28 protein-coding genes are annotated in these 23,878 nt (G+C 54.8%); 15 read left to right on the top strand and 13 right to left on the bottom strand.

From position 1 onward, the window contains the following. Nucleotides 1-2: 2 nt before the first annotated feature. The 7 genes from BVC71_RS00210 to miaB all read right to left on the bottom strand — a co-directional run bounded on the left by BVC71_RS00210 (nucleotide 3) and on the right by miaB (nucleotide 5,228). Complete coding sequence (locus tag BVC71_RS00210) at nucleotides 3-890, bottom strand: hemolysin family protein (RefSeq protein WP_086449636.1); 888 nt, start codon at nucleotides 888-890, stop codon at nucleotides 3-5. A 39-nt stretch (nucleotides 891-929) separates the two neighbouring features. Next, nucleotides 930-1,433: an rRNA maturation RNase YbeY gene (ybeY, locus tag BVC71_RS00205; RefSeq protein ID WP_086449635.1), complete on the bottom strand. Its 504-nt coding sequence runs from the start codon at nucleotides 1,431-1,433 to the stop codon at nucleotides 930-932. Next, nucleotides 1,423-1,659 (bottom strand): hypothetical protein, encoded by a 237-nt coding sequence (locus BVC71_RS00200; RefSeq protein WP_086449634.1) that lies wholly within the window; start codon nucleotides 1,657-1,659, stop codon nucleotides 1,423-1,425. Before BVC71_RS00200 ends, ybeY begins: the two co-directional genes overlap by 11 nt. After that, the gene (locus tag BVC71_RS00195; RefSeq protein WP_086449633.1) at nucleotides 1,659-2,654 is read right to left on the bottom strand and encodes a PhoH family protein; all 996 of its coding nucleotides are present in this window, start codon (nucleotides 2,652-2,654) and stop codon (nucleotides 1,659-1,661) included. The genes BVC71_RS00200 and BVC71_RS00195 overlap by 1 nt, the downstream gene beginning before the upstream one ends. Nucleotides 2,655-2,800: 146 nt before the next feature. Continuing rightward, a complete protein-coding gene (locus tag BVC71_RS00190; RefSeq protein WP_095531946.1) occupies nucleotides 2,801-3,142 on the bottom strand; it encodes a hypothetical protein in 342 nt (113 codons plus the stop codon). A gap of 12 nt (nucleotides 3,143-3,154) precedes the next feature. Further along, nucleotides 3,155-3,730: an OmpA family protein gene (locus tag BVC71_RS00185; RefSeq protein ID WP_240516733.1), complete on the bottom strand. Its 576-nt coding sequence runs from the start codon at nucleotides 3,728-3,730 to the stop codon at nucleotides 3,155-3,157. A 190-nt stretch (nucleotides 3,731-3,920) separates the two neighbouring features. Beyond that, nucleotides 3,921-5,228: a tRNA (N6-isopentenyl adenosine(37)-C2)-methylthiotransferase MiaB gene (miaB, locus tag BVC71_RS00180; RefSeq protein WP_086449631.1), complete on the bottom strand. Its 1,308-nt coding sequence runs from the start codon at nucleotides 5,226-5,228 to the stop codon at nucleotides 3,921-3,923. Nucleotides 5,229-5,348: 120 nt separating this feature from the next. Here miaB and BVC71_RS00175 point away from each other — a divergent pair, with 120 nt between their 5' ends. After that, nucleotides 5,349-6,218, top strand: a complete 870-nt coding sequence (locus tag BVC71_RS00175; protein ID WP_086449630.1) for a hypothetical protein — start codon at nucleotides 5,349-5,351, stop codon at nucleotides 6,216-6,218. Nucleotides 6,219-6,230: 12 nt separating this feature from the next. On the opposite strand, the gene irrA is transcribed toward BVC71_RS00175, so the two are convergent. Then, complete coding sequence (gene irrA / locus BVC71_RS00170; RefSeq protein WP_086449629.1) at nucleotides 6,231-6,647, bottom strand: iron response transcriptional regulator IrrA; 417 nt, start codon at nucleotides 6,645-6,647, stop codon at nucleotides 6,231-6,233. Between the two features lie 169 nt (nucleotides 6,648-6,816). Between irrA and fabA the strand changes: the two genes are divergently transcribed. Then, nucleotides 6,817-7,326: a bifunctional 3-hydroxydecanoyl-ACP dehydratase/trans-2-decenoyl-ACP isomerase gene (gene fabA, locus BVC71_RS00165; protein WP_086449628.1), complete on the top strand. Its 510-nt coding sequence runs from the start codon at nucleotides 6,817-6,819 to the stop codon at nucleotides 7,324-7,326. A 203-nt stretch (nucleotides 7,327-7,529) separates the two neighbouring features. Further along, complete coding sequence (gene fabB / locus BVC71_RS00160) at nucleotides 7,530-8,759, top strand: beta-ketoacyl-ACP synthase I (protein WP_086449627.1); 1,230 nt, start codon at nucleotides 7,530-7,532, stop codon at nucleotides 8,757-8,759. A 54-nt stretch (nucleotides 8,760-8,813) separates the two neighbouring features. Here fabB and BVC71_RS00155 read toward each other — a convergent pair whose 3' ends face one another. Beyond that, nucleotides 8,814-9,389 (bottom strand): hypothetical protein, encoded by a 576-nt coding sequence (locus BVC71_RS00155; protein ID WP_133064462.1) that lies wholly within the window; start codon nucleotides 9,387-9,389, stop codon nucleotides 8,814-8,816. Between the two features lie 80 nt (nucleotides 9,390-9,469). Between BVC71_RS00155 and BVC71_RS00150 the strand changes: the two genes are divergently transcribed. The 3 genes from BVC71_RS00150 to BVC71_RS00140 all read left to right on the top strand — a co-directional run bounded on the left by BVC71_RS00150 (nucleotide 9,470) and on the right by BVC71_RS00140 (nucleotide 11,590). Further along, on the top strand, nucleotides 9,470-9,916 hold the full coding sequence (locus BVC71_RS00150) for a MarR family winged helix-turn-helix transcriptional regulator (RefSeq protein WP_165767689.1): 447 nt from the start codon (nucleotides 9,470-9,472) through the stop codon (nucleotides 9,914-9,916). A gap of 123 nt (nucleotides 9,917-10,039) precedes the next feature. Then, complete coding sequence (locus tag BVC71_RS00145) at nucleotides 10,040-10,825, top strand: enoyl-ACP reductase FabI (protein ID WP_086449624.1); 786 nt, start codon at nucleotides 10,040-10,042, stop codon at nucleotides 10,823-10,825. A gap of 3 nt (nucleotides 10,826-10,828) precedes the next feature. After that, the gene (locus BVC71_RS00140; RefSeq protein ID WP_086449623.1) at nucleotides 10,829-11,590 is read left to right on the top strand and encodes a hypothetical protein; all 762 of its coding nucleotides are present in this window, start codon (nucleotides 10,829-10,831) and stop codon (nucleotides 11,588-11,590) included. Nucleotide 11,591: 1 nt separating this feature from the next. Here the strand turns inward: BVC71_RS00140 and BVC71_RS00135 are convergent, their stop codons facing one another. Further along, nucleotides 11,592-12,026, bottom strand: a complete 435-nt coding sequence (locus tag BVC71_RS00135) for an FKBP-type peptidyl-prolyl cis-trans isomerase (protein WP_086449622.1) — start codon at nucleotides 12,024-12,026, stop codon at nucleotides 11,592-11,594. Between the two features lie 159 nt (nucleotides 12,027-12,185). Here BVC71_RS00135 and BVC71_RS00130 point away from each other — a divergent pair, with 159 nt between their 5' ends. From BVC71_RS00130 to BVC71_RS00115, 4 genes are read left to right on the top strand one after another with little or no spacing between them, the layout of a single operon-like run. Beyond that, on the top strand, nucleotides 12,186-12,866 hold the full coding sequence (locus tag BVC71_RS00130; protein WP_086449621.1) for a haloacid dehalogenase type II: 681 nt from the start codon (nucleotides 12,186-12,188) through the stop codon (nucleotides 12,864-12,866). Further along, complete coding sequence (gene pcaD / locus BVC71_RS00125) at nucleotides 12,863-13,669, top strand: 3-oxoadipate enol-lactonase (RefSeq protein ID WP_086449620.1); 807 nt, start codon at nucleotides 12,863-12,865, stop codon at nucleotides 13,667-13,669. Before BVC71_RS00130 ends, pcaD begins: the two co-directional genes overlap by 4 nt. After that, a complete protein-coding gene (locus BVC71_RS00120; RefSeq protein ID WP_086449619.1) occupies nucleotides 13,669-14,409 on the top strand; it encodes a lyase family protein in 741 nt (246 codons plus the stop codon). The genes pcaD and BVC71_RS00120 overlap by 1 nt, the downstream gene beginning before the upstream one ends. A 42-nt stretch (nucleotides 14,410-14,451) precedes the next feature. Then, nucleotides 14,452-15,666 (top strand): TCR/Tet family MFS transporter, encoded by a 1,215-nt coding sequence (locus tag BVC71_RS00115; RefSeq protein WP_086449618.1) that lies wholly within the window; start codon nucleotides 14,452-14,454, stop codon nucleotides 15,664-15,666. Between the two features lie 20 nt (nucleotides 15,667-15,686). On the opposite strand, the gene ettA is transcribed toward BVC71_RS00115, so the two are convergent. Further along, on the bottom strand, nucleotides 15,687-17,342 hold the full coding sequence (gene ettA / locus BVC71_RS00110; protein WP_086449617.1) for an energy-dependent translational throttle protein EttA: 1,656 nt from the start codon (nucleotides 17,340-17,342) through the stop codon (nucleotides 15,687-15,689). Nucleotides 17,343-17,407: 65 nt separating this feature from the next. After that, on the bottom strand, nucleotides 17,408-17,920 hold the full coding sequence (locus BVC71_RS00105; protein WP_086449616.1) for a DUF2059 domain-containing protein: 513 nt from the start codon (nucleotides 17,918-17,920) through the stop codon (nucleotides 17,408-17,410). Between the two features lie 149 nt (nucleotides 17,921-18,069). On the opposite strand from BVC71_RS00105, the gene mgrA reads away from it, so the two are divergent. The 3 genes from mgrA to dacB all read left to right on the top strand — a co-directional run bounded on the left by mgrA (nucleotide 18,070) and on the right by dacB (nucleotide 21,297). Next, nucleotides 18,070-19,101: an L-glyceraldehyde 3-phosphate reductase gene (gene mgrA / locus BVC71_RS00100; protein ID WP_086449615.1), complete on the top strand. Its 1,032-nt coding sequence runs from the start codon at nucleotides 18,070-18,072 to the stop codon at nucleotides 19,099-19,101. 108 nt (nucleotides 19,102-19,209) lie between these two features. Continuing rightward, the gene (locus tag BVC71_RS00095) at nucleotides 19,210-19,809 is read left to right on the top strand and encodes a nicotinate-nucleotide adenylyltransferase (RefSeq protein WP_086449614.1); all 600 of its coding nucleotides are present in this window, start codon (nucleotides 19,210-19,212) and stop codon (nucleotides 19,807-19,809) included. Nucleotides 19,810-19,812: 3 nt separating this feature from the next. Continuing rightward, a complete protein-coding gene (gene dacB, locus BVC71_RS00090; protein WP_086449613.1) occupies nucleotides 19,813-21,297 on the top strand; it encodes a D-alanyl-D-alanine carboxypeptidase/D-alanyl-D-alanine endopeptidase in 1,485 nt (494 codons plus the stop codon). Here the strand turns inward: dacB and BVC71_RS00085 are convergent. Then, nucleotides 21,294-21,713 carry a tellurite resistance TerB family protein gene (locus BVC71_RS00085; protein WP_086449612.1) on the bottom strand — a complete coding sequence of 140 codons (420 nt, stop codon included), beginning with the start codon at nucleotides 21,711-21,713 and terminating at the stop codon, nucleotides 21,294-21,296. The genes dacB and BVC71_RS00085 overlap by 4 nt on opposite strands. Nucleotides 21,714-21,824: 111 nt before the next feature. Here BVC71_RS00085 and BVC71_RS00080 point away from each other — a divergent pair, with 111 nt between their 5' ends. Beyond that, nucleotides 21,825-23,405 (top strand): lysine--tRNA ligase, encoded by a 1,581-nt coding sequence (locus BVC71_RS00080; RefSeq protein ID WP_086449611.1) that lies wholly within the window; start codon nucleotides 21,825-21,827, stop codon nucleotides 23,403-23,405. A 57-nt stretch (nucleotides 23,406-23,462) separates the two neighbouring features. Beyond that, a complete protein-coding gene (locus BVC71_RS00075) occupies nucleotides 23,463-23,861 on the top strand; it encodes a DUF4864 domain-containing protein (protein ID WP_086449610.1) in 399 nt (132 codons plus the stop codon). The last annotated feature ends 17 nt before the right edge of the window (nucleotides 23,862-23,878 follow it).

Raw genomic sequence — 23,878 nt, 5'->3', positions numbered from 1 at the left:
AGTTATTCCGCCGGCGTAGCAGTCAATCGAACGCGCAACCGTTTGATGCGGCGTGGATCGGCGTCGACGACCTCGAATTCTGGTCCATCAGGGTGCTGGATCACCTCGCCACGAGCGGGAACATGCCCCGCCAGCATAAAGACCAGACCACCCAAAGTATCGACCTCTTCGGCGTCGATTTCTTCGTGTGCCGTCAGATCCATACCGATTTCGGCTTCGAATTCTTCTAGCTGCGTTTTGGCCTGCGCTATGTAAACGCCTGCGCCCGTGCGGGTGAATGTATCGGCCTCGTCAACGTCATGTTCGTCTTCGATCTCGCCAACAACCTGTTCGATCAAATCTTCGATCGTGACCAGTCCATCCGTCCCGCCGTATTCGTCGATCACCAACGCCATGTGTATGCGTTCAGCCTGCATTTTTTGCAGCAGAACATGCAGCGGCATGGATGGCGGTACGTACAGCAAAGGCCGCAGCATATCGCGCACATCGAAATCATGATTACCGTTGAACCCGTGGCGCAATGCGAAATCCTTTAGGTTCGCAAACCCGACAGGCGTATCCAGCGTTCCGTCAAAAACCGGAATTCGCGTCAATCCGCTTTCGCGAAAGACTTCGACCAGCTCTTCTTTGGTGGATACAATCGGAACCGCGACAATCTCTGCTTTGGGAATGGCGACGTCTTCGACGCGCATTCGGCGCAGGTTGGACAGGCCCAGAGTCGGCAGTTGCGCCGTGGGCTGTTCATCATTCGATTGTTCGATGGTTTCGGATTCTTCTGACGGCGACAAAACGCCTAGGATGCGACCAAACAGGCCACCCTTATTTCCGTCAGATTGTTCAGTCAGCGCGCTCTGCGCTGCCGTAGAAGGCCCCTCTGTGGTGTCGCCCATTTTCTCCAAACCTATGATCGTGCCTTCAGTGGCTGATCTTCAATATTCTGAATATGGGTCAGGCAGACCCATTTTGCAAAGGATCTCGGTCTCTAATCCTTCCATTAATTCTGCATCAGGGTCATTTATGTGATCAAAACCCAACAGATGCAGCACACCATGCACCATCAAATGCATTGTATGGTCCTGAATCGGCTTACCAGCTTCCTTTGCCTCGCGGGCGCAAGTGTCATAGGAAATCGCAATATCACCCAATTCGATGGAGCCGAAAACGTCTGGCTCGGGCGTATCGGGCATTGCGCCTTCGGCTTCTGCTGCGCGTTCATCCGCAGGCCAAGACAACACGTTCGTCGCCTTATCCTTTTCGCGAAAATCGGCGTTCAGTTCGCGGATGCGGGCATCATCGCAGCCCAGAACGGACATTTCGCAGTCTTCCGCGTCGATTTCCAGCCGATCCAATACCGCCAGCGCCGCGCGTTCGCAGATATCCTCTAGTCCAACAGCGACCCAGCGGTCATCCGTCAAATCAATGTCAATTTGCATCCGGTTTCCAAGCGACAGTCATCCAATGCTGCCCCCCGCAATCACGGCAGCGGACCAGCGTCTTTTTCGTGCCGCCCGCCTTATATCGGATTCCGCCGTATTCCCAGACGGAATACACCGCGCCGCAAGCGGGGCATTCACATTTCCAGCCACGGCTTTCTTCTTCGATCCGCGCCATTAGACGCGAACCGACTTTGTTTTTGATTAAGCTCGTCAGCCAGCGCATTATTTGGCTGCGTCGGCGTCGTATGCTTCGATAATTGCAGCAACCAGCGGGTGGCGAACCACGTCTTTGGCGGTGAAGTAGTTAAAGCTGATTTTATTCAGCCCCTTCAGCAGTCGTTCGGCATCAACCAGCCCCGAATCTTGCCCGCGCGGCAGGTCGATCTGGCTACGGTCGCCTGTGATGACCATACGCGACCCTTCGCCAAGGCGCGTCAGGAACATTTTCATCTGCATGGTCGTCGCGTTCTGTGCCTCGTCCAACACGATGAACGCATTCGACAGCGTCCGACCACGCATAAAGGCCAGCGGGGCGATCTCGATCTTTTTCTCTTCGATCAGCTTCGCCACTTGTTTACCCGGTAGGAAATCATTCAGCGCATCATAGAGCGGCTGCATGAATGGATCGACCTTGTCTTTCATATCACCGGGCAAGAAACCCAGCTTTTCTCCCGCTTCGACTGCGGGACGTGACAGAATAATCCGGTCCACATGGCCCTGAATGAACATGGACACACCGACAGCGACAGCCAGATAGGTTTTACCCGTACCAGCAGGGCCGATGCCAAAGGCCAGTTCATTTTTGAACAGGTTTTCGACATATGCCTTTTGCGCATCGGTGCGCGGTTCGATCAGTTTTTTGCGGGTTTTGATTTCAACGCGGCTGCCGATCGACATTTCCATTTGATCGCCACGCTGAACGCCGGTGTCACGCTCTGACGATCCCATCCGTAATTCACGATCGATGTCGCCCAAGCCGACTTCGCGGCCCGATTCCAGACGTTGATACAAAGATTGAAGAACATCCTGCCCCGTTTTCTGGGCAGCGTCATCACCGATCAGGATCATGTGGTTGCCGCGTCGCGCAATCTGTATTCCCAATCGCTCCTCTATCTTTGCCAAGTGCCTGTCGTGTTCACCACACAGGGCAGCCAAAAGATAATTATCTGGGAACTCAATCACCAGCTCGGGGTGCGGGGTCAAGATATCGTTAGGCAATCACATCTCCTTACAAGAGGTTGTATAATATATGGTGCCACAAGTTGTGATTAAAGCAAGCGTCTCATGCACATATGACAGTTGCATAAAACAAATGGCCGCAGATTTCTCTGCGACCACCCATAATTGCATTTTTTTTGACCAAATTACAGAACGTCTGCGATTGGTGTGCCCGCTTTGAACGGACCAACAGCCGTGTTGGGCAGGCCGACGCCGGAACAAACTGGCAAACCGTCTGGGGTCAAGCGCGGCGAAAGATAGCCTTCGACGCCATCATCGATAATCCAATGGTCACAGCCATGCGGGTCTACCCAGATACCGGCAACCATGGTCGACAGGTGGTGTTCGTTGATGCCGTAGTCCATGCTTTTATCAGGACCGATACCGCCAGTGCGGAATGGGCCTGTGCCTTCTAGGTTTTCTGCCATGATACATCCCGACAGCGATACAGCGGCGGTCAGAAGAACGGTTGCTTTAACAATTTTCATAACTCGATCCTCTTAACGCAGGCAGTAGATTTCAACGCGGCGGTTTTCTTGCATACCCGCGGCAGTGTCGTTGGTCGCACGTGGGCTGCGTTCGCCAAACCCGCGAACATCCACAACAGATGCGCCGACACTGCGTGCAATATCGGCAACGGCATTGGCACGGTTGTTCGACAGACGCATGTTATATTCGTCAGATGCACGGCTATCCGTATGACCGTACACTAGGAACGCAAAAGCGCCATTTGCCATCGATTCAGTAAAGAACCCTTGCAAACGTTGGCGGCCAGCATTGTTGATGTAGTAACGGTCAGTCGCAAAAAGCTGGTCAGACGGGACGACTCCGCAAATTTCACTACGGTGACATACAGCGGTACCGTCAGGGCGGCGGTTCGCATCCATGTAACCTTCGGCGCCATCATCCATCACCCAATGTTCGCACCCATCAGGGTCGATCCAAATGGTTGGGATATATTGTTCGCCATCTACAACACGGCTGTCCTGCGCCGATACGATCGAAGCGAGACCAAGAGACACCAAAGCAGCTGTCGCAGCTACTTTTGCAAATCGTTGTCCGAATATCGTCTTCACAGCACTTACCTTTTGTCTAAACATTCAACGCGCTCGGACCTACCCGAACGCATACCTTTCGTTTAGATACAGACGCTTTTCCCAAAAATCGCAAGAGAAAAGACATATTTGGTGCCTTTTTAGCCCCAAACGCACAACAATCAGTGCATTTAGATCAAATTGTCGACAAGCTACACAACTATTGCGAAACTTAGATCAGCTCTCCGTGCAGCGAATTGGTGCGGCTTTCCAGAATCCGAACGCGGCGAATGGTGCCTTTGACCTCTGCCGGCGCTGTCGCGTGAACCGCATGTAAGTATTCAGATTTACCGATCATCTGGCCTTCTTGACGGCCCGCCTTTTCGAACAGAACCGATACCTCTTTGCCGACCATGCTGTTTTGGGTCGCGACCTGCTGTTCGGTCAGCAACGCCTGCAGCGCCTGCAATCGTTCGTTCATCACTTCGTCTGGCAGCTGCGCCTTTTCAGCGGCTGGCGTGCCCGGACGGGTCGAATATTTGAACGAATAGGCCTGCCCGTATCCAACGCGGCGGACCAGACCCATTGTGTCTTCGAAATCCTGATCGGTTTCGCCTGGGAAACCGACGATGAAATCGCCCGACAACAGCAAATCAGGGCGCGCATCGCGAATCCGATCAATCAATCGGAAATAATCGTCACGCGTGTGTTTGCGGTTCATCGCCTTTAGGATTTTATCGCTGCCCGACTGCACAGGCAGGTGCAGATAAGGCATCAGTTTATCGCAGGTGCCGTGCGCTTCGATCAGGGCGTCGTCCATGTCGTTCGGGTGCGATGTGGTGAAACGGATACGCTCCAGACCGTCGATTTTATCCAGTTCCCAAATCAGGCCAGCCAGACCTTTTTCGTGGCCGTGATAAGCGTTCACATTCTGACCTAGCAAAGTGATCTCGCGCACGCCTGCTTCGACCAGATCGGCGGCTTCGCGTAGAATGCGTTCTTTTGGGCGGGAAACTTCGGCGCCGCGGGTGTAGGGCACAACGCAGAACGCGCAGAATTTATCGCATCCTTCCTGAACGGTAAGAAATGCTGTGGGACCGCGCGTCGCACGTGGACGTTTGTTCAGAGTGTCGAATTTATCTTCTTCTGGGAAATCAGTATCGACGGCTTTTTTGCCCTGCTGAACGGCTTCTTCCATTGCTGGCAGACGGTGGTAGGACTGCGGGCCCACGACCAGATCGACCATCGGCTGACGTGCCATGATCTCTTCGCCCTCAGCTTGGGCCACACAGCCCGCAACGCCGATTTTCAGGTCTGGCTTTGCCTCTTTCAATTTCTTGAAACGACCCAGTTCAGAATACACCTTTTCAGCCGCTTTTTCGCGGATGTGACAGGTGTTCATCAGGATCATATCCGCATCGTCCGGCGTCTGAACTTGGATATACCCTTTACCGCCCAGCGCTTCGGCCATGCGTTCGCTGTCGTAGACGTTCATCTGACAACCGTAGGTTTTGATAAATAGCTTCTTCGGCTCGGACATGGGTATGATCCCGAATAACGGACAAGGGGGAATTTGGCGTTACCTAACGCCTTGCCCTTCGTCTTGCAATGGCAGCAAAATTGTCAGAGTTTGATGCCAACATTATTTGAACCGAGACCCATGCGCCATTCATCCCTACAATCTTTTCTGTCTGACGCACCCAATCTACTGGCAAAAGGGCCTGTTGCCCTGATCATGGTCGAAGACGACATCGAAGTCGCAAGCACCATTCGCCATCACCGCGACATCGGTTTCAAAAAGATCATCGCCTTTGCATCGCCGGAAATCGACATTGATCCCGCGGTAGAAAAACTGATCGACCGCGTGGATTACGATGTGCGTTCTGCTGAACTAGTGGCAGCGGCTGTTAATGGCTGCATCAAAGCGGCACCAGCGGTGTGGATGTATTACTGCTATAACGCCGAATATTTGTTCTTTCCGTTCTGCGAAAACCGTACTGTCGGCGAAATGCTGGCGTTTCATACCGAAGAACGCCGCGATTCAATGCTGACGTATGTCGTCGACCTATACGCCGAAGACCTGAACCAGTTTCCGAATGCCGTATCACTAGACACCGCGCAAATGGACAAGACAGGGTATTACGCTCTGGCACGTCCGAACCCCGCCAACCACAATCATCCGCACGAACGGCAACTGGATTTCTTTGGTGGGCTACGTTGGCGGTTCGAAGAATTCGTTCCGACAGCTCTGCGGCGCATTGATCGCATTGCCCTGTTCAAATCAAAACAAGGGTTAGCCCTGCACCCAGATCACACGTTCAATGACGATGAATACAATACGTATTCATGCCCATGGCACCACAATCTAACGGCAGCGATCTGTTCGTTCCGTACGGCAAAGGCGCTGAAACGCAATCCCGGATCCACATTTCAGATCCCGACATTCAGCTGGCGAAATTCAGTGCAATTCGAATGGCATTCGCGCCAATTGCTGGATTTGGGCCTGATGGAACCAGGGCAGTGGTTCTAAAAACCGTGTCGGTCAGTCACGGCGCAGACGAATAACAACATCAACAGCCGAGATTCGCGCACCATCTGGCGCCTTGGGCAAACCTTCGATCCGCAGTTCTTCGGATGGGGCGTCCGTCAGCTTGCCGTCATTTTCCCAATAGAAATGCGGGTGATCGGTCATATTCGTGTCGAAATAGCTGCGAGATCCATCAACGGTGATCTCACGCACCAGCCCTGCCTCGGAAAAAGCACGCAAAGTATTGTACACAGTGGCCAATGACACGCCTGCGCCCGCTTTTGTGGCGGCTTCAAACAACCATTCGGCGGTGACATGTCGGTCCATTCCGTCGCCGACCAGCAACGCAGCCAATGCCACACGTTGACGGGTCGGGCGCAATCCTGCGTCCGCTAGCCATGTCGTTCCGCGCTCGATCGTTTGGTCGTGCATACCTGTGCCCTTTGTCGGTGGTCCCTTATAATAAAGCGGCCTTGTGGTGATTTTCAATCAACTTCTATTCATCCAGCCCAATCGGATATGTCCGCTGGACTTGCTCTTATTAACCTCTGAGTGATAGACGGTCCCAAATCATTCCGGACCCAAGAGGGAAACAAACAACATGGCCCAATATCCGAGCAGCTTTGACCGCGAAGATCTTTTGAAATGTGCCCGTGGCGAACTCTTTGGCCCAGGTAACGCACAGCTTCCAGAACCACCTATGCTGATGATGGACCGCATCACCGAAATTTCGGGTGATGGTGGCGCCCACGGCAAAGGCCATGTTCTGGCTGAATTCGACATCAACCCAGACCTTTGGTTCTTTGATTGCCATTTCCCAGGCAACCCAATCATGCCAGGCTGTTTGGGCCTGGATGGCCTATGGCAGCTAACTGGTTTCAACTTGGGTTGGCGTGGCTGGACAGGCCGCGGCTACGCACTGGGCGTTGGCGAAGTAAAGCTGAAAGGCATGGTGCGCCCTGATCGCAAAATGCTGACCTACAAGATCGACTTTACCAAAGCTGTTCAAACGCGTCGCCTAACCATGGGTGTGGCCGATGGCATCGTCGAAGCCGACGGTGAAGTCATCTACGAAGTCAAAGACATGAAAGTCGCGCTAAGCGAAAGTTAATCGCGAACGCCATAACGGTTTTTTAATGTCGCCCCCGCCTAAACCTAAACGGCGGGGGCGACTGTTTATCAAACCACAACTATGTAAATCGCCGAACATCTTGCGCCAAAAGGCGCTACACTTTGGCACCATAAGGGCAAGCCGCTTGCTCCGAAACGTCGTCTGATTTACTAGGGACGCCAAGCAATTCCACAGGAGAGAACATGCGCAGAGTAGTTGTCACAGGTTTGGGCATCGTATCGCCAATTGGCAACAACGCCGCCGAAGTCGAAGCCTCCCTGCGCGCAGGGAAATCCGGTATCGAGGCAAGCCCCGAAATGGCGGAACGCGGTTTCCGCAGCCAGATCGCGGGCACCGTAAAAATCGACATCACAGAACATGTCGACAAACGCGCGCTGCGCTTCATGGGTCCCGGCGCGGCCTACGCCTATATTTCGATGAAACAAGCGATCGAAGACGCTGGCCTATCGGACGAACAGGTTTCGAACGTGCGCACCGGCCTGATCGCAGGTTCTGGCGGCCCATCGACCAGCGCGATGTATGCAGCCCACCAGATCGTCGACAAAAACGGCAGCCCGAAACGCATTGGGCCATTCGCCGTGCCAAAATGCATGTCGTCGACCATTTCGGCAAACCTGTCGACCCAGTTCAAGATCAAAGGGATCAACTATTCGATCACTTCGGCCTGCTCGACGTCGCTGCACTGCATCGGCAACGCGGCAGAACAGATCATGATGGGCAAACAGGACGTTATGTTCGCAGGCGGCGGCGAAGAACTGGATTGGACCCTGTCCTGCCTGTTCGACGCGATGGGCGCGATGTCTTCGAAGTATAACGACACCCCTGAAAAAGCATCCCGTGCATTCGACGCAAACCGCGATGGTTTCGTCATCGCAGGCGGCGGCGCAATGCTGGTGTTGGAAGAACTGGAACACGCCAAAGCGCGCGGCGCGAAAATCTACGCCGAGGTCACAGGCTTTGCCGCGACATCCGACGGCCACGACATGGTTGCCCCATCGGGCGAAGGCGGTGAACGCGCGATGCGTCTGGCGCTGCAATCCCTGCCAGAGGGTCGTTCGGTCAGCTACATCAACGCCCACGGCACATCGACCCCTGTTGGCGACGTTGGCGAAATCGAAGCCGTCCGCCGCGTATTCGGCGAAGGCGGCACACCGCCCGTGTCGTCGACCAAATCGATGACTGGCCACAGCCAAGGCGCCACCGGCGCTTCCGAAGCTGTGTACTGTCTGTTGATGCTACAGGGCGATTTCATCGCACCATCGATCAACGTCGAAGAACTGGACCCAGCCCTGAAACCAGAAGAAATCGCATCGTCGCTGGTTGAAAACGCAGGCCTGGACAGCGTGATGACCAACAGCTTTGGCTTTGGCGGCACCAACGGTTCGATGATCCTGTCGAAATACCGCGACTAAGCTGTTCGAATATCGAAGACAAAAGGCCACGCACATTCGCGTGGCCTTTTTCGTTTAAGCGGCGATCCTGCGGGTGAACAAGCGCTCTGTCACTCCTACGAAAAACGCTAGCAGAACGGCAGCCATCGCGACTGTGATGCAACCAAATTTCATCGCTGCAAAAGACGAATAAATGATTGCGATCCAATTGGGGAAACCAGTCGCATTGGACAGCATCAGAAACGACATCAGGTTTTCCGCGACATCCAACGCGCCCCCAGCGATGATGGAAACCCTTGCGATATAAGCAATTTTTTGTCCCCGCCCGTTCGTCACGCCAATCCGCGCAACTAGGGTCGATAACAACACCCCAAATGTCACCATCGACGCAATAAACACGAAATCGATGAACTGGGTTCGCAGATAAACGCCCAACGTGCCTTGGTCCTGCATGTGGGCGTAATAGCCTTTGATCAGATCTCCATCAAAGGCCGTCTGCCCAACCGCATAATGCACGGGGAACTGCGATGAGACATAACTTTGGGTCAGTTGTGCGTTGCAAAAACCAAATACAAAAAAACTTCCAACTGTTAGCACGACATGCCACCCGACGGGCAGGCTCACGATTTCCATCTTCCAATTCTTAAACATCTTAACTCACGACTCACAATTTGCATTCCATGGAATGTTTTTATATTCCTCGGAATGAAAAATCAACCCGATCAGGTCAAATGCCCCATCCGCCCCAAACAATCGTCGAATTTGCGACCCGTTTCGCAATTAGCGCCGAGCTGTATCAAACAGTGCTCCAAGACCGACTGCGCCCCAAAGGATTGACCTTACCGCAACTGTCGGTCCTGTCGCACATCGCACGGCAACAGCGCCCTCAGCGGGTGACCGACATCGCGCGTACAGTTCAGGTCGGGCAGCCGGCTGTCACCAAGATGGTCAGTAAATTTCACGGCGCCGGCTGGGTTGACCTAGTTGACGCGCCAAACGATCAGCGGGTCAAATTCGCGCAAATAACGGCTAAGGGCGCCGAACATCTGATGACCACGCAGCGTTCGCTTTTGCCTGAACTAAAGCCATTTTTGGACCAATACGGCAGCGACGATATTAACACCGTGCTCAAAATCCTTAATGACTTCTCAAATATGCTGGAAAGCTTTAAGCCTTGATTAACCAATTTTAACGAACTTGAGCGTCCACACATACGCCTTTAATTGGACAGAGGCAGATTTCAGAAACTTGACCCTAGGGCACAAACGGGTCACATCTCTTAAAAATTTCGGGGAAGACTAATGATCCAACTTCAAGGTAAACGCGGCCTGATCATGGGCGTTGCTAATGATCGTTCGATCGCTTGGGGCATCGCCAAAGCGATGGCAGATGCGGGTGCGGAACTGGCCTTTACCTACCAAGGCGAAGCATTCGGAAAACGCGTTGCGCCACTGGCCGTCTCGGTTGGGTCGGACACTCTGATCGACGTTGACGTAACCGACAACGACAGCATGGATCTGGCGTTCAAAACGTTGAAAGACAAATGGGGCACCATTGATTTTGTCGTTCACGCGATCGCCTATTCCGACAAAAACGAACTGACTGGCCGTTTCATCAACACCAGCCGCGATAACTTCTGCAATTCGATGACCATCAGTTGCTATTCGTTCATTGATGTTGCCAAACGCGCGTCTGAACTAATGCCCGAAGGCGGCAGCCTGCTGACCCTGACTTATGGCGGATCGAACCGCGTAACGCCGAACTATAACGTCATGGGCGTTGCCAAAGCGGCGCTGGAATCGTCTGTGCGCTATCTGGCGAACGATCTGGGCCCGCAAGGCATCCGCGTGAACGCAGTGTCCCCTGGCCCGATGAAAACGCTGGCTGGCGCGGCAATCGGCGGTGCGCGCAAAACTTTCCGCCACACCGAAGAAAACGCGCCAATGCGCAGCAACGCCACGCTAGAGGCCGTCGGCGGCACCGCTGTTTATCTGGCATCCGAGGCTGGAGCCTACACCTCGGGTGAAATCATCCGCGTTGATGGCGGTTTCCACGTTCTGGGCATGCCACAGCAGGACAACCTGTAAACGATGGTCTTCGTAGCGCTTGCCATCGGCTATTGCGTTGCGCTGATCAAGGCCGCACCAAACGGGTGGTCCGGCCTGCAAATCCCAAAGCCAGAGCCTAGGTTCTGGCTTTTTGGCATTATGGGCCTAATCCTGATTGTGTATCTGATGGGGCCCGTTGTTGGCGGCGCGATGATCGTGCTGGTCTACACCCAAGAAATCGGACAAATCGCGGCGCTGCGCAGTTTTGGGCATCCTGCGCAGATCCGAACAAACCCGATTTTTCCACTGCGCACCCAGCGATATCTGGATGATATACCGCCGACGCATATGGCGTTTGCAGCGCTATATGGCGTGGCGACTTTGCTGGCCGTGGCAACGCTTGCCCATTCCATTTCGCAGGTCGCGTTTGGCTATGCGCCGATGGTGTCCAGTTGGGCGTCGGTGATCGCTGTTTTTGCGCCCGCATACGGTGCCGTCATGATCCTGCCTGTGTGGCCATTTGCTGGCGGACGCGTCGCATATACGCTGGGCCAATCGTTCGGCCATCCCCTGCCCTATCTGGCGGCCGCGCTGGTATTGGCGGTTATGATTGCGCTGGCGGTTGGGTATCAATCTTTGCTGCTGGGCGTGTTGGCGGCACTAACAATCCGCGGGATTGTGTTGCTGCAATCGCTACCGAAAACACCCAAAATAGAAAAAACGCCCGCAATTTGGATTGCAGGCGCTTATATTTTCACAGCGGCGGCGATGTTTTCATACATCTACGCCGTCATGATCCTGTAGATCAGGCCGCTTTGATTTCGACCAGTTCGATCGCAAAGTTCAGGTCTTTGCCAGCCAGCGGGTGGTTTGCGTCCAGAATGACCTGCTCTTCGTTTGCTTCAACAACGGTCACAGGAACTACCTGACCTGTTGGCGCTTGCATCTGCAGCTGAGTGCCCGGTTCGGTAGGGATGTGATCTGGGATTTCGCCGCGTGGGATCGCTTGGATCGCTTCGTCACGTTTTTCGCCATAGGCTTCGGCGCAAGGAACATCGACCGATTTCTTGTCGCCAACAGCCATACCTGGCAGCGCTTTGTCCAGACCTGGGATGATCTGACCGGAACCGACGACGAACTCTAGCGGGTCGCGACCTGCGCTGCTGTCAAATGTTTCGCCCGAGGTCAGGGTGCCGGTGTAGTGAATGCGTACGGTATCGCCCGACTTAACTTGCGTCATGAAAATCTCCGATTTTTGGGAATTGATATACGAGGCCGCGACTGCGCGGGTGCTCTGGGTTCTGGGGTAACGTAAGTATTGCATGGCAGAATTGCAAACAGCGTAGTTGTTCTTTGCATTCAGGCACGGCAGGTTGCGCGTCAGGATGGAGGAAGACAATTGATTAATACATGCATATTTGATGCCTACGGCACCCTGTTTGACGTTGCCGCCGCCGCGCGCGAAGCCGCAAATGAACCGGGGCAAGAGGCATTGGCAGACGTTTGGCCAACGCTGGCCGCTGATTGGCGCCGCAAACAGCTGGAATACTCGTGGCTGCGCGCCATCGCCCGCAAACACATCGATTTCTGGCAACTGACCCAAGACGGATTGGACTGGGCGCTAGAGGCATCGAAACTGACCGACCCAGCTCTGCGCGAACGCCTGCTGGCGCTGTATTGGGAATTGTCCGCCTATTCCGAAGTGCCAGAGATGCTGCGCAAACTAAAGGCTATGGGCCTAAACACCGCGATCTTGTCGAACGGCAACCCTGAAATGCTGAACGCTGCCGTGAAATCGGCGGGTCTATCGGACGTGTTGGATGACGTGATGTCCGTTGAATCGGTCGGCGTATTCAAACCCCACGATCTGGTCTACGAAATGGTCGAAAGCCGTTTCATCTGTGAACGCAACGAGGTGCTGTTCGTGTCCGCCAACGGCTGGGACGCGGCAGGGGCGGCCAATTTCGGCTATCGGACCGCATGGGTGAACCGCAACGGCGACCCGCTGGATCGTTTGTACGCTGCGCCTGAATTTGTGCTCTCGGATTTGACGACGATCCCTGATATCGCGCAGGGATGACCTATACTGTACACTACATCGAACACGGCGACACAACGCTATTTGCCCGCGTCGACGGGGTGCAGGACGCAGATGCGCCGACCGTTGTTTTTGCCAATTCGTTGGGAACGAACCTGCACCTGTGGGACGCGGTCCTGCCGTTCTTACCCGAAGGCCTGCGGATCGTGCGCATGGACAAACGTGGGCATGGCAAATCCACGGCTACCCCTGCGCCCTATTCGATGGGCAAACTGGTCAAAGACACCGAGGCCGTCTGCGACGCGCTGAATGTGCGCGACGCGATGTTTGTGGGCCTGTCCATCGGCGGCATGATCGGTCAGGGGCTGGCGGTAAAGCGGTTCGATATCGTACGCACGCTAGTTCTCTCGAACACGGCGGCTCGGATCGGTACGCCAAAGCTGTGGCAAGATCGGATCGATGCGGTGCGCGCGCATGGCATCGAAAGCTTTGTCGACGGGATCATGCGCAAATGGTTCACCCGTGATTTCGCGAAATCGGACGCCGTGAAACCGTGGCGCGATATGGTCTGCGCGACGACGGTCGAAGGATACTGTGGCTGCTGCGCCGCCGTGTCTGGCACCGATTTTTACACACCCACCAGCGGGTTGCGCATTCCAACCTTGGGCATTGCGGGATCAGATGATGGGTCCACCCCGGCCGACCTGGTGCGCGAAACGGTGGATGTCGTGCCCGGGTCGCAATTTCATATCATCCGAAAATCGGGGCACCTGCCTTGCGTTGAACAGCCACATGCCTATACCGAACGGCTGATCCAATTCATGAAAGACACGGGACATATCTGATGACCGCCTCTGCCTTTGATAGCGCGATTTTCCGCGACATGTTGTTCGACCGCGAATGCGCGGCGCTGTTCACAGATACCGCCGAGGTTCGCGCGATGATGATCGTCATCGGGTCGATGGCAAAGGCAAATGGCGAAATCGGAACGATGCCAGAAACAGCGGCCAAGGCAATCCACCGCGCGTCGCTAGAGCTGCAGATCGACCCGTCAGCATTGGCCGCGGATGTTGCCAAAGGCCAGTCACCGATCACCCCCCTGATCGCCCATTTTCAAGAGTTGATGCAAGCGCCAGAATTTTCCCCTTACGTAGGGGAAGGCGCGGATGCCGTCGCGATTGAGGATACAGCTCAGTCACTGCGACTGCGCCAATTCCTGACTTTGGTCGAAACGCGACTGACCGAACGTGGTATCGCTGTCGACTTTGACGACCTGCGCGACCGGGTTCAGATCGTCCACATGCAGCACGGCCCGCTGCGCGACAAACTGGTCGAAGGTCTGCGCCTAAACGCGCCTTCGAACGACCCTATGACCGCGCTGTGTGATCTGTCGGCGTGGCTATCGAAAACCGCTGCAGAGGTCGCCACCGATACCGCGCTGGACCAATCTATCACCACCCTGATCGACGGGCTGAACAGCGCTGTCCAATCCGCACGGGGCGCCGCGCATTGCCGCCTGACATTGCGTTTTACCCTGCCTCAGATCGCGATTGCGTTTGGGCGTCTTTCCCTGCTTGCAAAGTAAACAATTGCGTTTAGGTATGTTCCATTCGTTGGAGTTTACCGCATGCGCCTACCAGTTGTTTTCATCCTGATCACCGTCCTGCTGGACGCGATGGGGATTGGGATCATTATGCCCGTCATGCCCGAATTGATCCAAGAGGTCAGCGGCGAAAGCCTGGGCAATGCGGCGCTATGGGGCGGTGTTTTGACGGCTGTTTTTGCTGCAATGCAGTTCCTGTTTGGCCCGTTGATCGGCAACCTGTCCGACGCCTTTGGCCGACGTCCTGTTTTGCTACTGGCGCTGTTTGTGATGATGTTGGACTATCTGCTGATGGCAGTCGCGGGCACGGTTTGGTTGCTGCTGATCGGCCGCATGATTGGCGGGATAACAGCGGCGACCCATTCGACAGCAGGCGCCTATATGGCCGACATTTCCAAACCCGATGAAAAAGCCGCAAACTTTGGCCTGATTGGCGCAGCATTTGGTTTGGGGTTTGTCGTGGGGCCGATGGTTGGCGGGTTGCTGGCCGATTTGGGCACGCGCGCCCCGTTTTATGCGGCAGCTGCCTTTGCCTTTGCGAATATGGCGTTTGGTTTCTTTATTCTGCCTGAAACGGTCAAACCAGAAAACCGCCGTGCGATATCGGTGAAAAACGCCAATCCACTGGGGTCATTTTCAGCCATTGGACGGCTGCCGAACATGGGCCGTATGCTGACCATTCTGGGCCTGTTCGGCGTCGCCCACTACGTTTACCCCGCGATTTGGGCCTATTATGGGACGGCGCAATTCGGATGGGACCCGCGCATGATCGGGATTTCGCTGGCCTGCTTTGGCGTATCAATGGCCGTAGTTCAGGCCGTGTTGGTCAAACCGATGCTGCGCATATTGGGCGATCGAAACACGGTGCTGTTTGCCTTTACCATTGATATTATCGCCATGTTCTGCGCTGTGTTCGTCAAAGAAAGCTGGCTGATCCTTGCCCTAACGCCCGTTATGGCGCTCGGGTCCGTATCCACCCCAGCGATCCAAGGCATCATGTCCCGCGCCGTAGCTGACAACCGTCAGGGTGAATTACAGGGGGTCATGCAGTCGATTGGCGCGGTCGGCGCAGCGATTTCACCATTATTGATGACTGCGATTTTCTGGGCCTACACAGACGCTAATGGCATCTACCTGCCCGGTGCACCGTTCGTTTTGTCTGCTGGTTTGGTCGCCCTGTGCATTGTGCTATTTGCGTGGCCAGCACTCACTAACACCAAAGAAAAGGCCGCCCCCTAAGGGACGGCCCGTCAGCCTGATTAACGGCTGAATTTTTTGTGCTTGAGGCGCTTTGGCTCCAAAGCGTCAGCTCCCAAACGGCGCTTTTTGTCTTCTTCGTAGTCTTCAAAGTTACCTTGGAACCATTCGACGTGGGCTTCGCCTTCGAACGCCAGAATGTGGGTACAAATACGGTCAAGGAAGAAACGGTCGTGCGAAATGACCACGGCGCAACCAGCGAATTCGGTCAGCGCGTCTTCTAGCGCCCGCAGGGTTTCTACGTCCAAGTCGTTGGTAGGTTCGTCGAGCAGCAGCACGTTACCGCCCGATTTCAGCAGACGCGCCATGTGCACACGGTTGCGTTCACCGCCCGACAGCAGGCCGACCTTTTTCTGTTGATCGCCACCTTTAAAGTTGAACGACGAACAATAGGCGCGACTGTTCACCTCGGCATCGCCCAGCTGGATCAGCTCCGCACCGCCCGAGATGGCTTCCCAAACGGTGGCGTTGTCCTCTAGGTCATCGCGCGACTGGTCAACGTAGGACAGCTGAACGGTGTCGCCGTAAACGACGGAACCTTCGTCAGGTTGTTCTTGGCCAGTCAGCATTTTGAACAGGGTCGATTTACCCGCGCCGTTCGGGCCGATAACGCCGACGATGCCGCCCGGAGGCAGATCGAACGACAGGTCTTCGATCAACAGTTTGTCGCCCATCGCCTTTTTCAGGTTGGACACTTCGATAACCTTACCGCCCAGACGTGGACCGTTTGGAATAACGATCTGCGCGCGGGTAATTTTTTCGCGCTCGGACTGTTCAGCCAGTTCGTTATAGGCGTTGATACGGGCCTTTTGTTTGGCCTGACGGGCTTTGGTGCCCTGACGCATCCATTCAAGTTCGCGTTCCAACGTTTTCTGTTTGGATTTGTCTTCGCGGGCTTCTTGTTCCAGACGTTTGGCTTTTTGTTCCAGCCAGCTGGAATAGTTGCCTTCGTATGGGATGCCCTGACCACGGTCGAGTTCCAGAATCCAGCCGGTGATGTCATCTAGGAAATAACGGTCGTGGGTAACGCAGAGGATCGTACCTTTGTAGTCGATCAAGTGCTGTTGCAGCCACGCGATGGTTTCCGCATCAAGGTGGTTGGTAGGTTCGTCGAGAAGCAGCATGTCTGGCGCTTCGAGAAGCAGTTTACACAGCGCAACACGGCGACGTTCACCGCCCGACAGAGTCGATACGTCCGCATCATCAGGCGGGCAGCGCAGCGCCTCCATCGATACGTCGACTTGGCTGTCCAGATCCCACAGGTTCTGGCTGTCGATTTCGTCTTGCAGCTGGGCCATTTCTTCGGCGGTTTCGTCCGAATAGTTCATCGCCAGTTCGTTATAGCGATCTAGAATGGCCTTTTTCGCGGCAACGCCCAGCATGACATTTTCGCGGACGGTCAGCGATTCATCCAACTGTGGTTCCTGCGGCAGGTAACCAACATTGGCGCCTTCTGCGGCCCATGCCTCGCCTTGGAAATCCTTGTCCATGCCGGCCATGATTTTCAACAGCGACGATTTACCCGCACCGTTGACACCGACGACACCGATTTTCACACCGGGGAGAAAGTTAAGACGGATGTTCTCAAAAACCTTTTTACCGCCAGGGTAGGTCTTGGACACGCCGTCCATAAAATAGACGTACTGATAATTGGCCATGGGTCGATCCTTTGACAAAGTTGCGCCCTAGATAACGACCCACGACCGGATGAGCAATGCGGGGCTTATTGCTCTAGCGCATTCAGCAAATCATCCGACTGGAATTCGATCAGATTTTCGTCGCGAATGCGGTCGGCCATCATTGGGCCGGCTCGCATGCCTGCGATCATCCCGACCTCGGCGCCCGCTTGGGCACCGCGCATCATCAATTCTGGCGTTTTTTCCAGCATCGCTTGGCCCGCATCGGTCGCATAAAACGCCGCCAACGCCTCTAGCTCTGTCTCTGAAAACAAATCCAGGTAAATTTCAGCGGTGACTGACTGCATTTCGGCAGTAAATGAATCGATCCATACTTCGACGAACATATCAAAGAAACGTTCGGGGTCAGGCAGCGCGATGCCTTTGGTCGACAGGTCATGCTGGATCGCGGACACCAACATTGGTCGCTGTGCCATCAATGCGCCTTCGAAATTGGCGCGGGTTGCGGTGACGCTGGCGATATAGTCGGCGTCTGACTGGGCATCCGCATTTACAATCGTCGCGGCAACACTGAGAACTAAGGGTAAAATAAAACGCATTTTGCAATCCACTTGATAAAGTCAACACAACCTATAGGCGATAAGCACCCCCACTCATAGTCCTTTCATTTTTGCACAGGCGGGTTCGCTTTGACATGGGGCATGTCACGTGGTCCTGTAGCGGCGAAATCGTTTTAGAGGAGAGAACGATGCGATACACACCAGCCGAAGACCGCTATTCGAAAATGGTCTACCGCCGCTGCGGTAATTCGGGCCTGAAATTGCCGGCCGTTTCCTTTGGCCTGTGGCATAATTTCGGCCACGACACGCCGCATCAAACCAAACGCGAAATGTGCCAAACCGCGTTCGATCTGGGCATTACGCATTTTGATTTGGCCAACAACTATGGCCCGCCCGCAGGATCGGCCGAAGAAGCCTTTGGCGAAATTCTAAAAACCGACTTTGCGGGGTATCGGGATGAATTGATCATCTCGTCCAAGGCTGGCTATGACATGTGGCCCGGCCCCTATGGCGAATGGGGCAGCCGCAAATATCTGATTGCGTCGTGTGATCAGTCGCTGAAACGCATGGGGCTGGATTACGTCGATATTTTCTATTCCCACCGTTTCGACCCCGACACCCCGCTAGAGGAAACCATGGGCGCGCTGGAACACATCTGGCGGTCGGGCAAGGCTCTGTATATCGGGATTTCGTCCTATAATTCCCAACGCACCCGCGAAGCTGCGGACATCCTGAAATCCATGGGCGTGCCGCTGCTGATCCACCAGCCCAGCTACAACATGCTGAACCGCTGGGTGGAAACCGATGGTTTGCTGGACACTCTGGACGATTTGGGCGTCGGGTCGATCGCATTCACACCGCTGGCCCAAGGCATGCTGACGAAAAAATACTTGAACGGCGTGCCCGCCGACAGCCGCGCGGCCCAAGATAAATCGTTGGACAAGGGCATGTTGACGGAACAGGCCATCGGCAACATCCGCAAACTGAATGATATCGCAGCATCACGCGGACAGACCTTGGCACAAATGGCGATTGCTTGGGTTTTGCGCGGCGGACGCGTGACCACAGCGTTGATCGGTGCGTCGAAACCGTCGCAAATTGTCGATTGCGCAGGCGCAGTTGCGAATTTGGAATTCACGGATGCCGAACTGGCCGAAATCGACAAATACGCGGACGAAGAGCAGATTAATCTATGGGCAAAATCAGCCGAGATTGACTGATCAAACAGGCGCGCGCTCATGGTGCGCGCCTTCCTCAGTTTGCTACGAATTACCGCCCTTTGCCGATGGCTGCTTTACTTTTCCTGCGTCACAGGCTTGAAAACCGCGATGGAGCACGTTTTTCCAACAGTGAAACGCGGTCAGGTGATCGGGCTATTGGGTGGGTCGTTTGACCCTGCCCACGAAGGTCATGCCCACATCACGCGTACGGCGATGAACCGTTTTGGTCTGGACCGTGTGTGGTGGCTTGTGTCCCCCGGCAACCCGCTTAAGGAACGCGGCCCGGCCCCGATGGCAGACCGCATTCACCGCGCCAAACAAGTGATGAACGATCCGCGTGTTATTATCACCGGCATCGAAGAACGGTTAGGCACCCGCTACACGGCGGAAACAATCGCTGCTTTGCAAAAACGGTATCGCGGGACGCGTTTTGTTTGGATTATGGGCGCTGACAATTTGGCGCAATTCCATCGCTGGCAAGACTGGCAAACCATTATGCGCAGCGTGCCGATCGGCGTTGTAGCGCGACCGGGCCATTCGACATCAGCCAAAACATCCAAGGCGACCCAGGTCTTTAACACATCACAACTATTACCCCGCGAGTCCCGAGCATTGGGCCGTAGCGACGCGCCAAAATGGTGCTATGTTAACCTGCCTATGTCGGATGCATCATCAACAGCCATCCGCGCCAGAGGAGACTGGGGTTAAACAATGAAACGATGGACCAGACGCTCTGCCATTGCTGGATTGATCAGCACAACAGCGGCGCCGGTTCTGGCAAATGCGCCTCTGGTTGCACCCTCGCCTTCTGCGCGGCCAGCAGGTTTCCCACCGCCGCCCCGACCACGCGCACGTCCGACATTGCCGGACGTTATTGCCGCAGCGGGGCTAAGCGGCATCGCCAGCGTCATCGTCACAGATCTGCAATCAGGGCAGATCATTGAACGCAGCTATGCAAGCGCTCAACTGCCGCCAGCAAGCGTGGCAAAAGCCATCACCGCACTTTACGCTGGCGAGGTTCTGGGACCCTTTCACCAGTTTCAAACGCGCCTGTTTGCCACGGGTCCGATTCAGCAAGGTCGGCTGCAGGGGAATTTGATCCTTGCTGGCGGGGGTGACCCGACATTAGACACGGACAATTTGGCAGACCTGGCCCAATCACTTTCTGATTTGGGCATAACGCACGTTGATGGCGAATTTCAGGTCTGGGACGGCGCGCTACCCTATATCAACGAAATCGACGCATCCCAGATGGATCATTTGGGATATAATCCGTCGGTATCTGGCCTGAACCTGAATTTTAATCGCGTTCATTTCGAATGGGCCCGCACATCAGGCAATTATTTGGTCACAATGGACGCCCGTTCATCGCTATATCGGCCCGATGTTGATGTGTCGCGCATGCGTGTCGTCGATCGCGACCAGCCCGTCTATACCTACGCAGACGCTGGGGACTACGACGATTGGACTGTGGCGCGATCCGCATTGGGCGACAATGGGTCAAGATGGTTACCGGTCCGCAAACCCGGCCTGTACGCAGGCGAAGTGTTTCAAACGTTTGCAGCGTCAAACGGCATTCACATGCCGCGCCCAATCGAACGCAGCACCCCGCCAGATGGCACCGTAATCGCGGCCCACAAAAGCGGCGACACGCAAAAAATTATCACGGATTGCTTGAGATATTCGACCAACCTAACGGCCGAAGCGCTGGGGCTATCCGCCTCTAGCAAACTAGCGGCCGCAGCAGAAGACATGCAACGTTCCGCCCAGCGCATGAACCAATGGATCGCGGAACGCACTGGGGCAAAGGTAGATCTGAGCGACCATTCAGGTCTATCCGACCAATCGCGGGTCGCCCCATATCAGATGGTCAAAATGCTGGGCGCGGCAGGCGTGCCGCAGCGGATCGGGCCGTGGCTAAAGTCGATTGCCTTGCTGGATGATCAGCGCAACCCCATCACCACGGATATTTCAGTACATGCAAAAACGGGCACCCTGAATTTCGTGTCAACGCTGTCTGGATACATACAGACAACACGCCAAAGGCCGCTTGCGTTTGCGATTTTTTGCGCTGATTTGGACAAACGCGAAGCAGCCAAAGCCAGTCAGGATGATCGCCCAGCTGGCTCGGCTGCATGGAACAGGCGCGCCAAAGCGCTGCAGCAAGATTTGCTGAAACGCTGGGGCCGTTTCTAAAGCGTCATGTGACGCGCACGCGCGCCACGTTCGATCGCCGCTGCATGCAGTCGATCAATGTTCAATTCATGGCGTATTTCTTCTAACATCCGCGCCTCTGCGCCTTCGATGCGACCATCGGCAGCGGCGACTTCGCAGGCAATCGCATAGGCCGTTTCAAACAGGCGTGCGGGCAATGCGTCGCGCACCAAACCGAACAGTGCGTCCAGTCCGTCCTCTTGTTCGAACAGGTCGAACACAATTTCGGACACGCGCGGCAGATGTTCTTCTTTGAACTCGGCAAAAACAGGCAAATGGTTGATCATGTTGTTGATCCGAACCAACTCGGCTGTGCGGATTTCGGAATCGCTTGCGGAAACGGCAATCGCCAAGGCAACCAGCGAATCTTCGGCACTTAGGTAAGGATCTTCGATCATGGTCGACTCCAATAGTTACACCCTAACATTTATTGACCTAAGCGCCCTGTCGCAATAGGGAGGGCGCTTGAAGCCTGACACGGGGTTGGGCGTGGAATCATAGGTAGAACAATGACCGAAGTGCGCGATGCAGCGATGGAGAGTAAGGCTTGGCCGTTTGAAGAAGCGCGCGCCCTGCTGAAACGCTATTCGAAAGCCGCGCCCGAAAAGGGATATGTTCTGTTCGAAACGGGCTATGGCCCATCAGGTCTGCCGCACATCGGCACCTTTGGCGAAGTGTTGCGTACAACGATGATCCGCAATGCGTTTCACCAGATTTCCGACATCCCGACCCGCCTGATTTGTTTTTCGGACGATCTGGACGGAATGCGCAAAGTTCCGACCAACGTTCCAAATCAGGAAATGCTGGTCGAACATGAACAAAAACCGCTGACTTCGGTGCCTGATCCATTCGGCGAATTCGAATCCTTTGGCCATCACAACAACGCCATGCTGCGTCGTTTCTTGGATACCTTTGGGTTTGATTACGAATTCTATTCGGCGACCGAATTCTATGGTTCCGGCCAGTTTGACGAAGTTCTGAAACGCGCCGTCGACAAATACGACGACATCATGAAAGTGATGCTGAAATCGTTGCGCGAAGAGCGTCAGTCGACCTATTCGATTTTCTTGCCGATCCACCCTGAAACCGGCCGCGTTTTGTATGTGCCGATGAAATCGGTGAACCGTGACGATTACACCATCACCTTTGACGACGAAGACGGCAAAGAATGGACCCTACCCGTCACTGGCGGCAACGTAAAATTGCAGTGGAAACCAGACTTTGGCGCGCGTTGGGCGGCATTGGGCGTGGACTTTGAAATGTATGGCAAAGACCACAGCACCAACACCAACATCTACGACCGCATTTCGGAAATTCTGGGCGCGAAAAAGCCGAACCACATGGTATACGAACTGTTCCTAGACGCGAACGGCGAGAAGATTTCGAAGTCCAAAGGCAACGGCATTTCGATCGACGAATGGCTGACCTATGCGTCGACGGAATCGCTGTCGTATTTCATGTTCTTAAAACCCAAGACCGCGAAACGCCTGCATTTTGATGTGATTCCAAAAATGATGGATGAATATCACCAGCAGCTGCGCGCCTATGCGACCCAAGACCTGAAAGGCCAGTTGGCGAACCCTGTTTACCACATCCACAACGGCGATGTTCCTGAATCGAAAATGGTTGTGCCGTTCTCGATGCTGCTGAACCTTGCTTCTGTATCTGGCGCAGACGACAAAGATGCGATGTGGGGATTCATCCAGCGTTACGCGCCTGACGCGTCGCCAGAAACCCACCCTGATCTGGATCAGGCTGCTGGTTTTGCGGTGAAATACTATCAGGATTTCGTCAAACCGACCAAAGTGTTCCGCGCGCCTACCGATCAGGAACGCGCCGCGATGGAAGACATGGTTGCCCGCCTAAAGGCATGGGACGGTGGCCTGGATGCAGAAGAACTGCAATCGATGGTATTCTCGGTCGGTAAAGACCACGAATTCGAAAACCTGCGCGAATGGTTCAAAGCCCTGTACGAGGTCCTACTGGGTGCATCCCAAGGCCCACGTTTCGGCGGCTTTATCGCGCTCTATGGCATCGAAGAATCGATCAACCTGATCCAAGACGGTCTGGACGGCAAATTGGGCAATTAAGCCCAGAGTCATCCATTTTCGAAAAACCGACGTATCCTTTGTTATGGAGGGTACGTCATGAAGACACCAATCGCATTGATTTTGAGCCTCGCCGCCCTGCCTGTTGCGGCACAGGACACCAGCGCTATCGCTGATATCATTGATGAACAGATGCAAGCCTTTGAGGCGCGGGATATCGACCGCGCCTTTTCTTTTGCCAGCCCGTCGCTGCAACGGATGTTCGGGTCTGCTGAAATATTCGGCCATATGGTCGAAAACGGGTATTCCACCGTCTGGAACAACACATCCGTCAGCTATCTGGCACTGCGTCAGGAACGCGGTCAGTGGGTGCAGCGCGTCATGGTTCAGGATGCCGAAGGCGCCATTGTCCTGTTTGATTATTACATGATCGAAAATGGCGATAGCTGGCAGATCGATGCGGTCACACCCATCGACGTTCCTGCAGGAATGGCCTGACGCAACACCCGCCGTCA

This window comes from Marivivens niveibacter, assembly GCF_002150005.2.
Lineage (GTDB): Bacteria > Pseudomonadota > Alphaproteobacteria > Rhodobacterales > Rhodobacteraceae > Marivivens > Marivivens niveibacter.
Note: the sequence above shows the minus strand (reverse complement) of the source record. Positions and strands in the feature narration are given on the sequence as shown.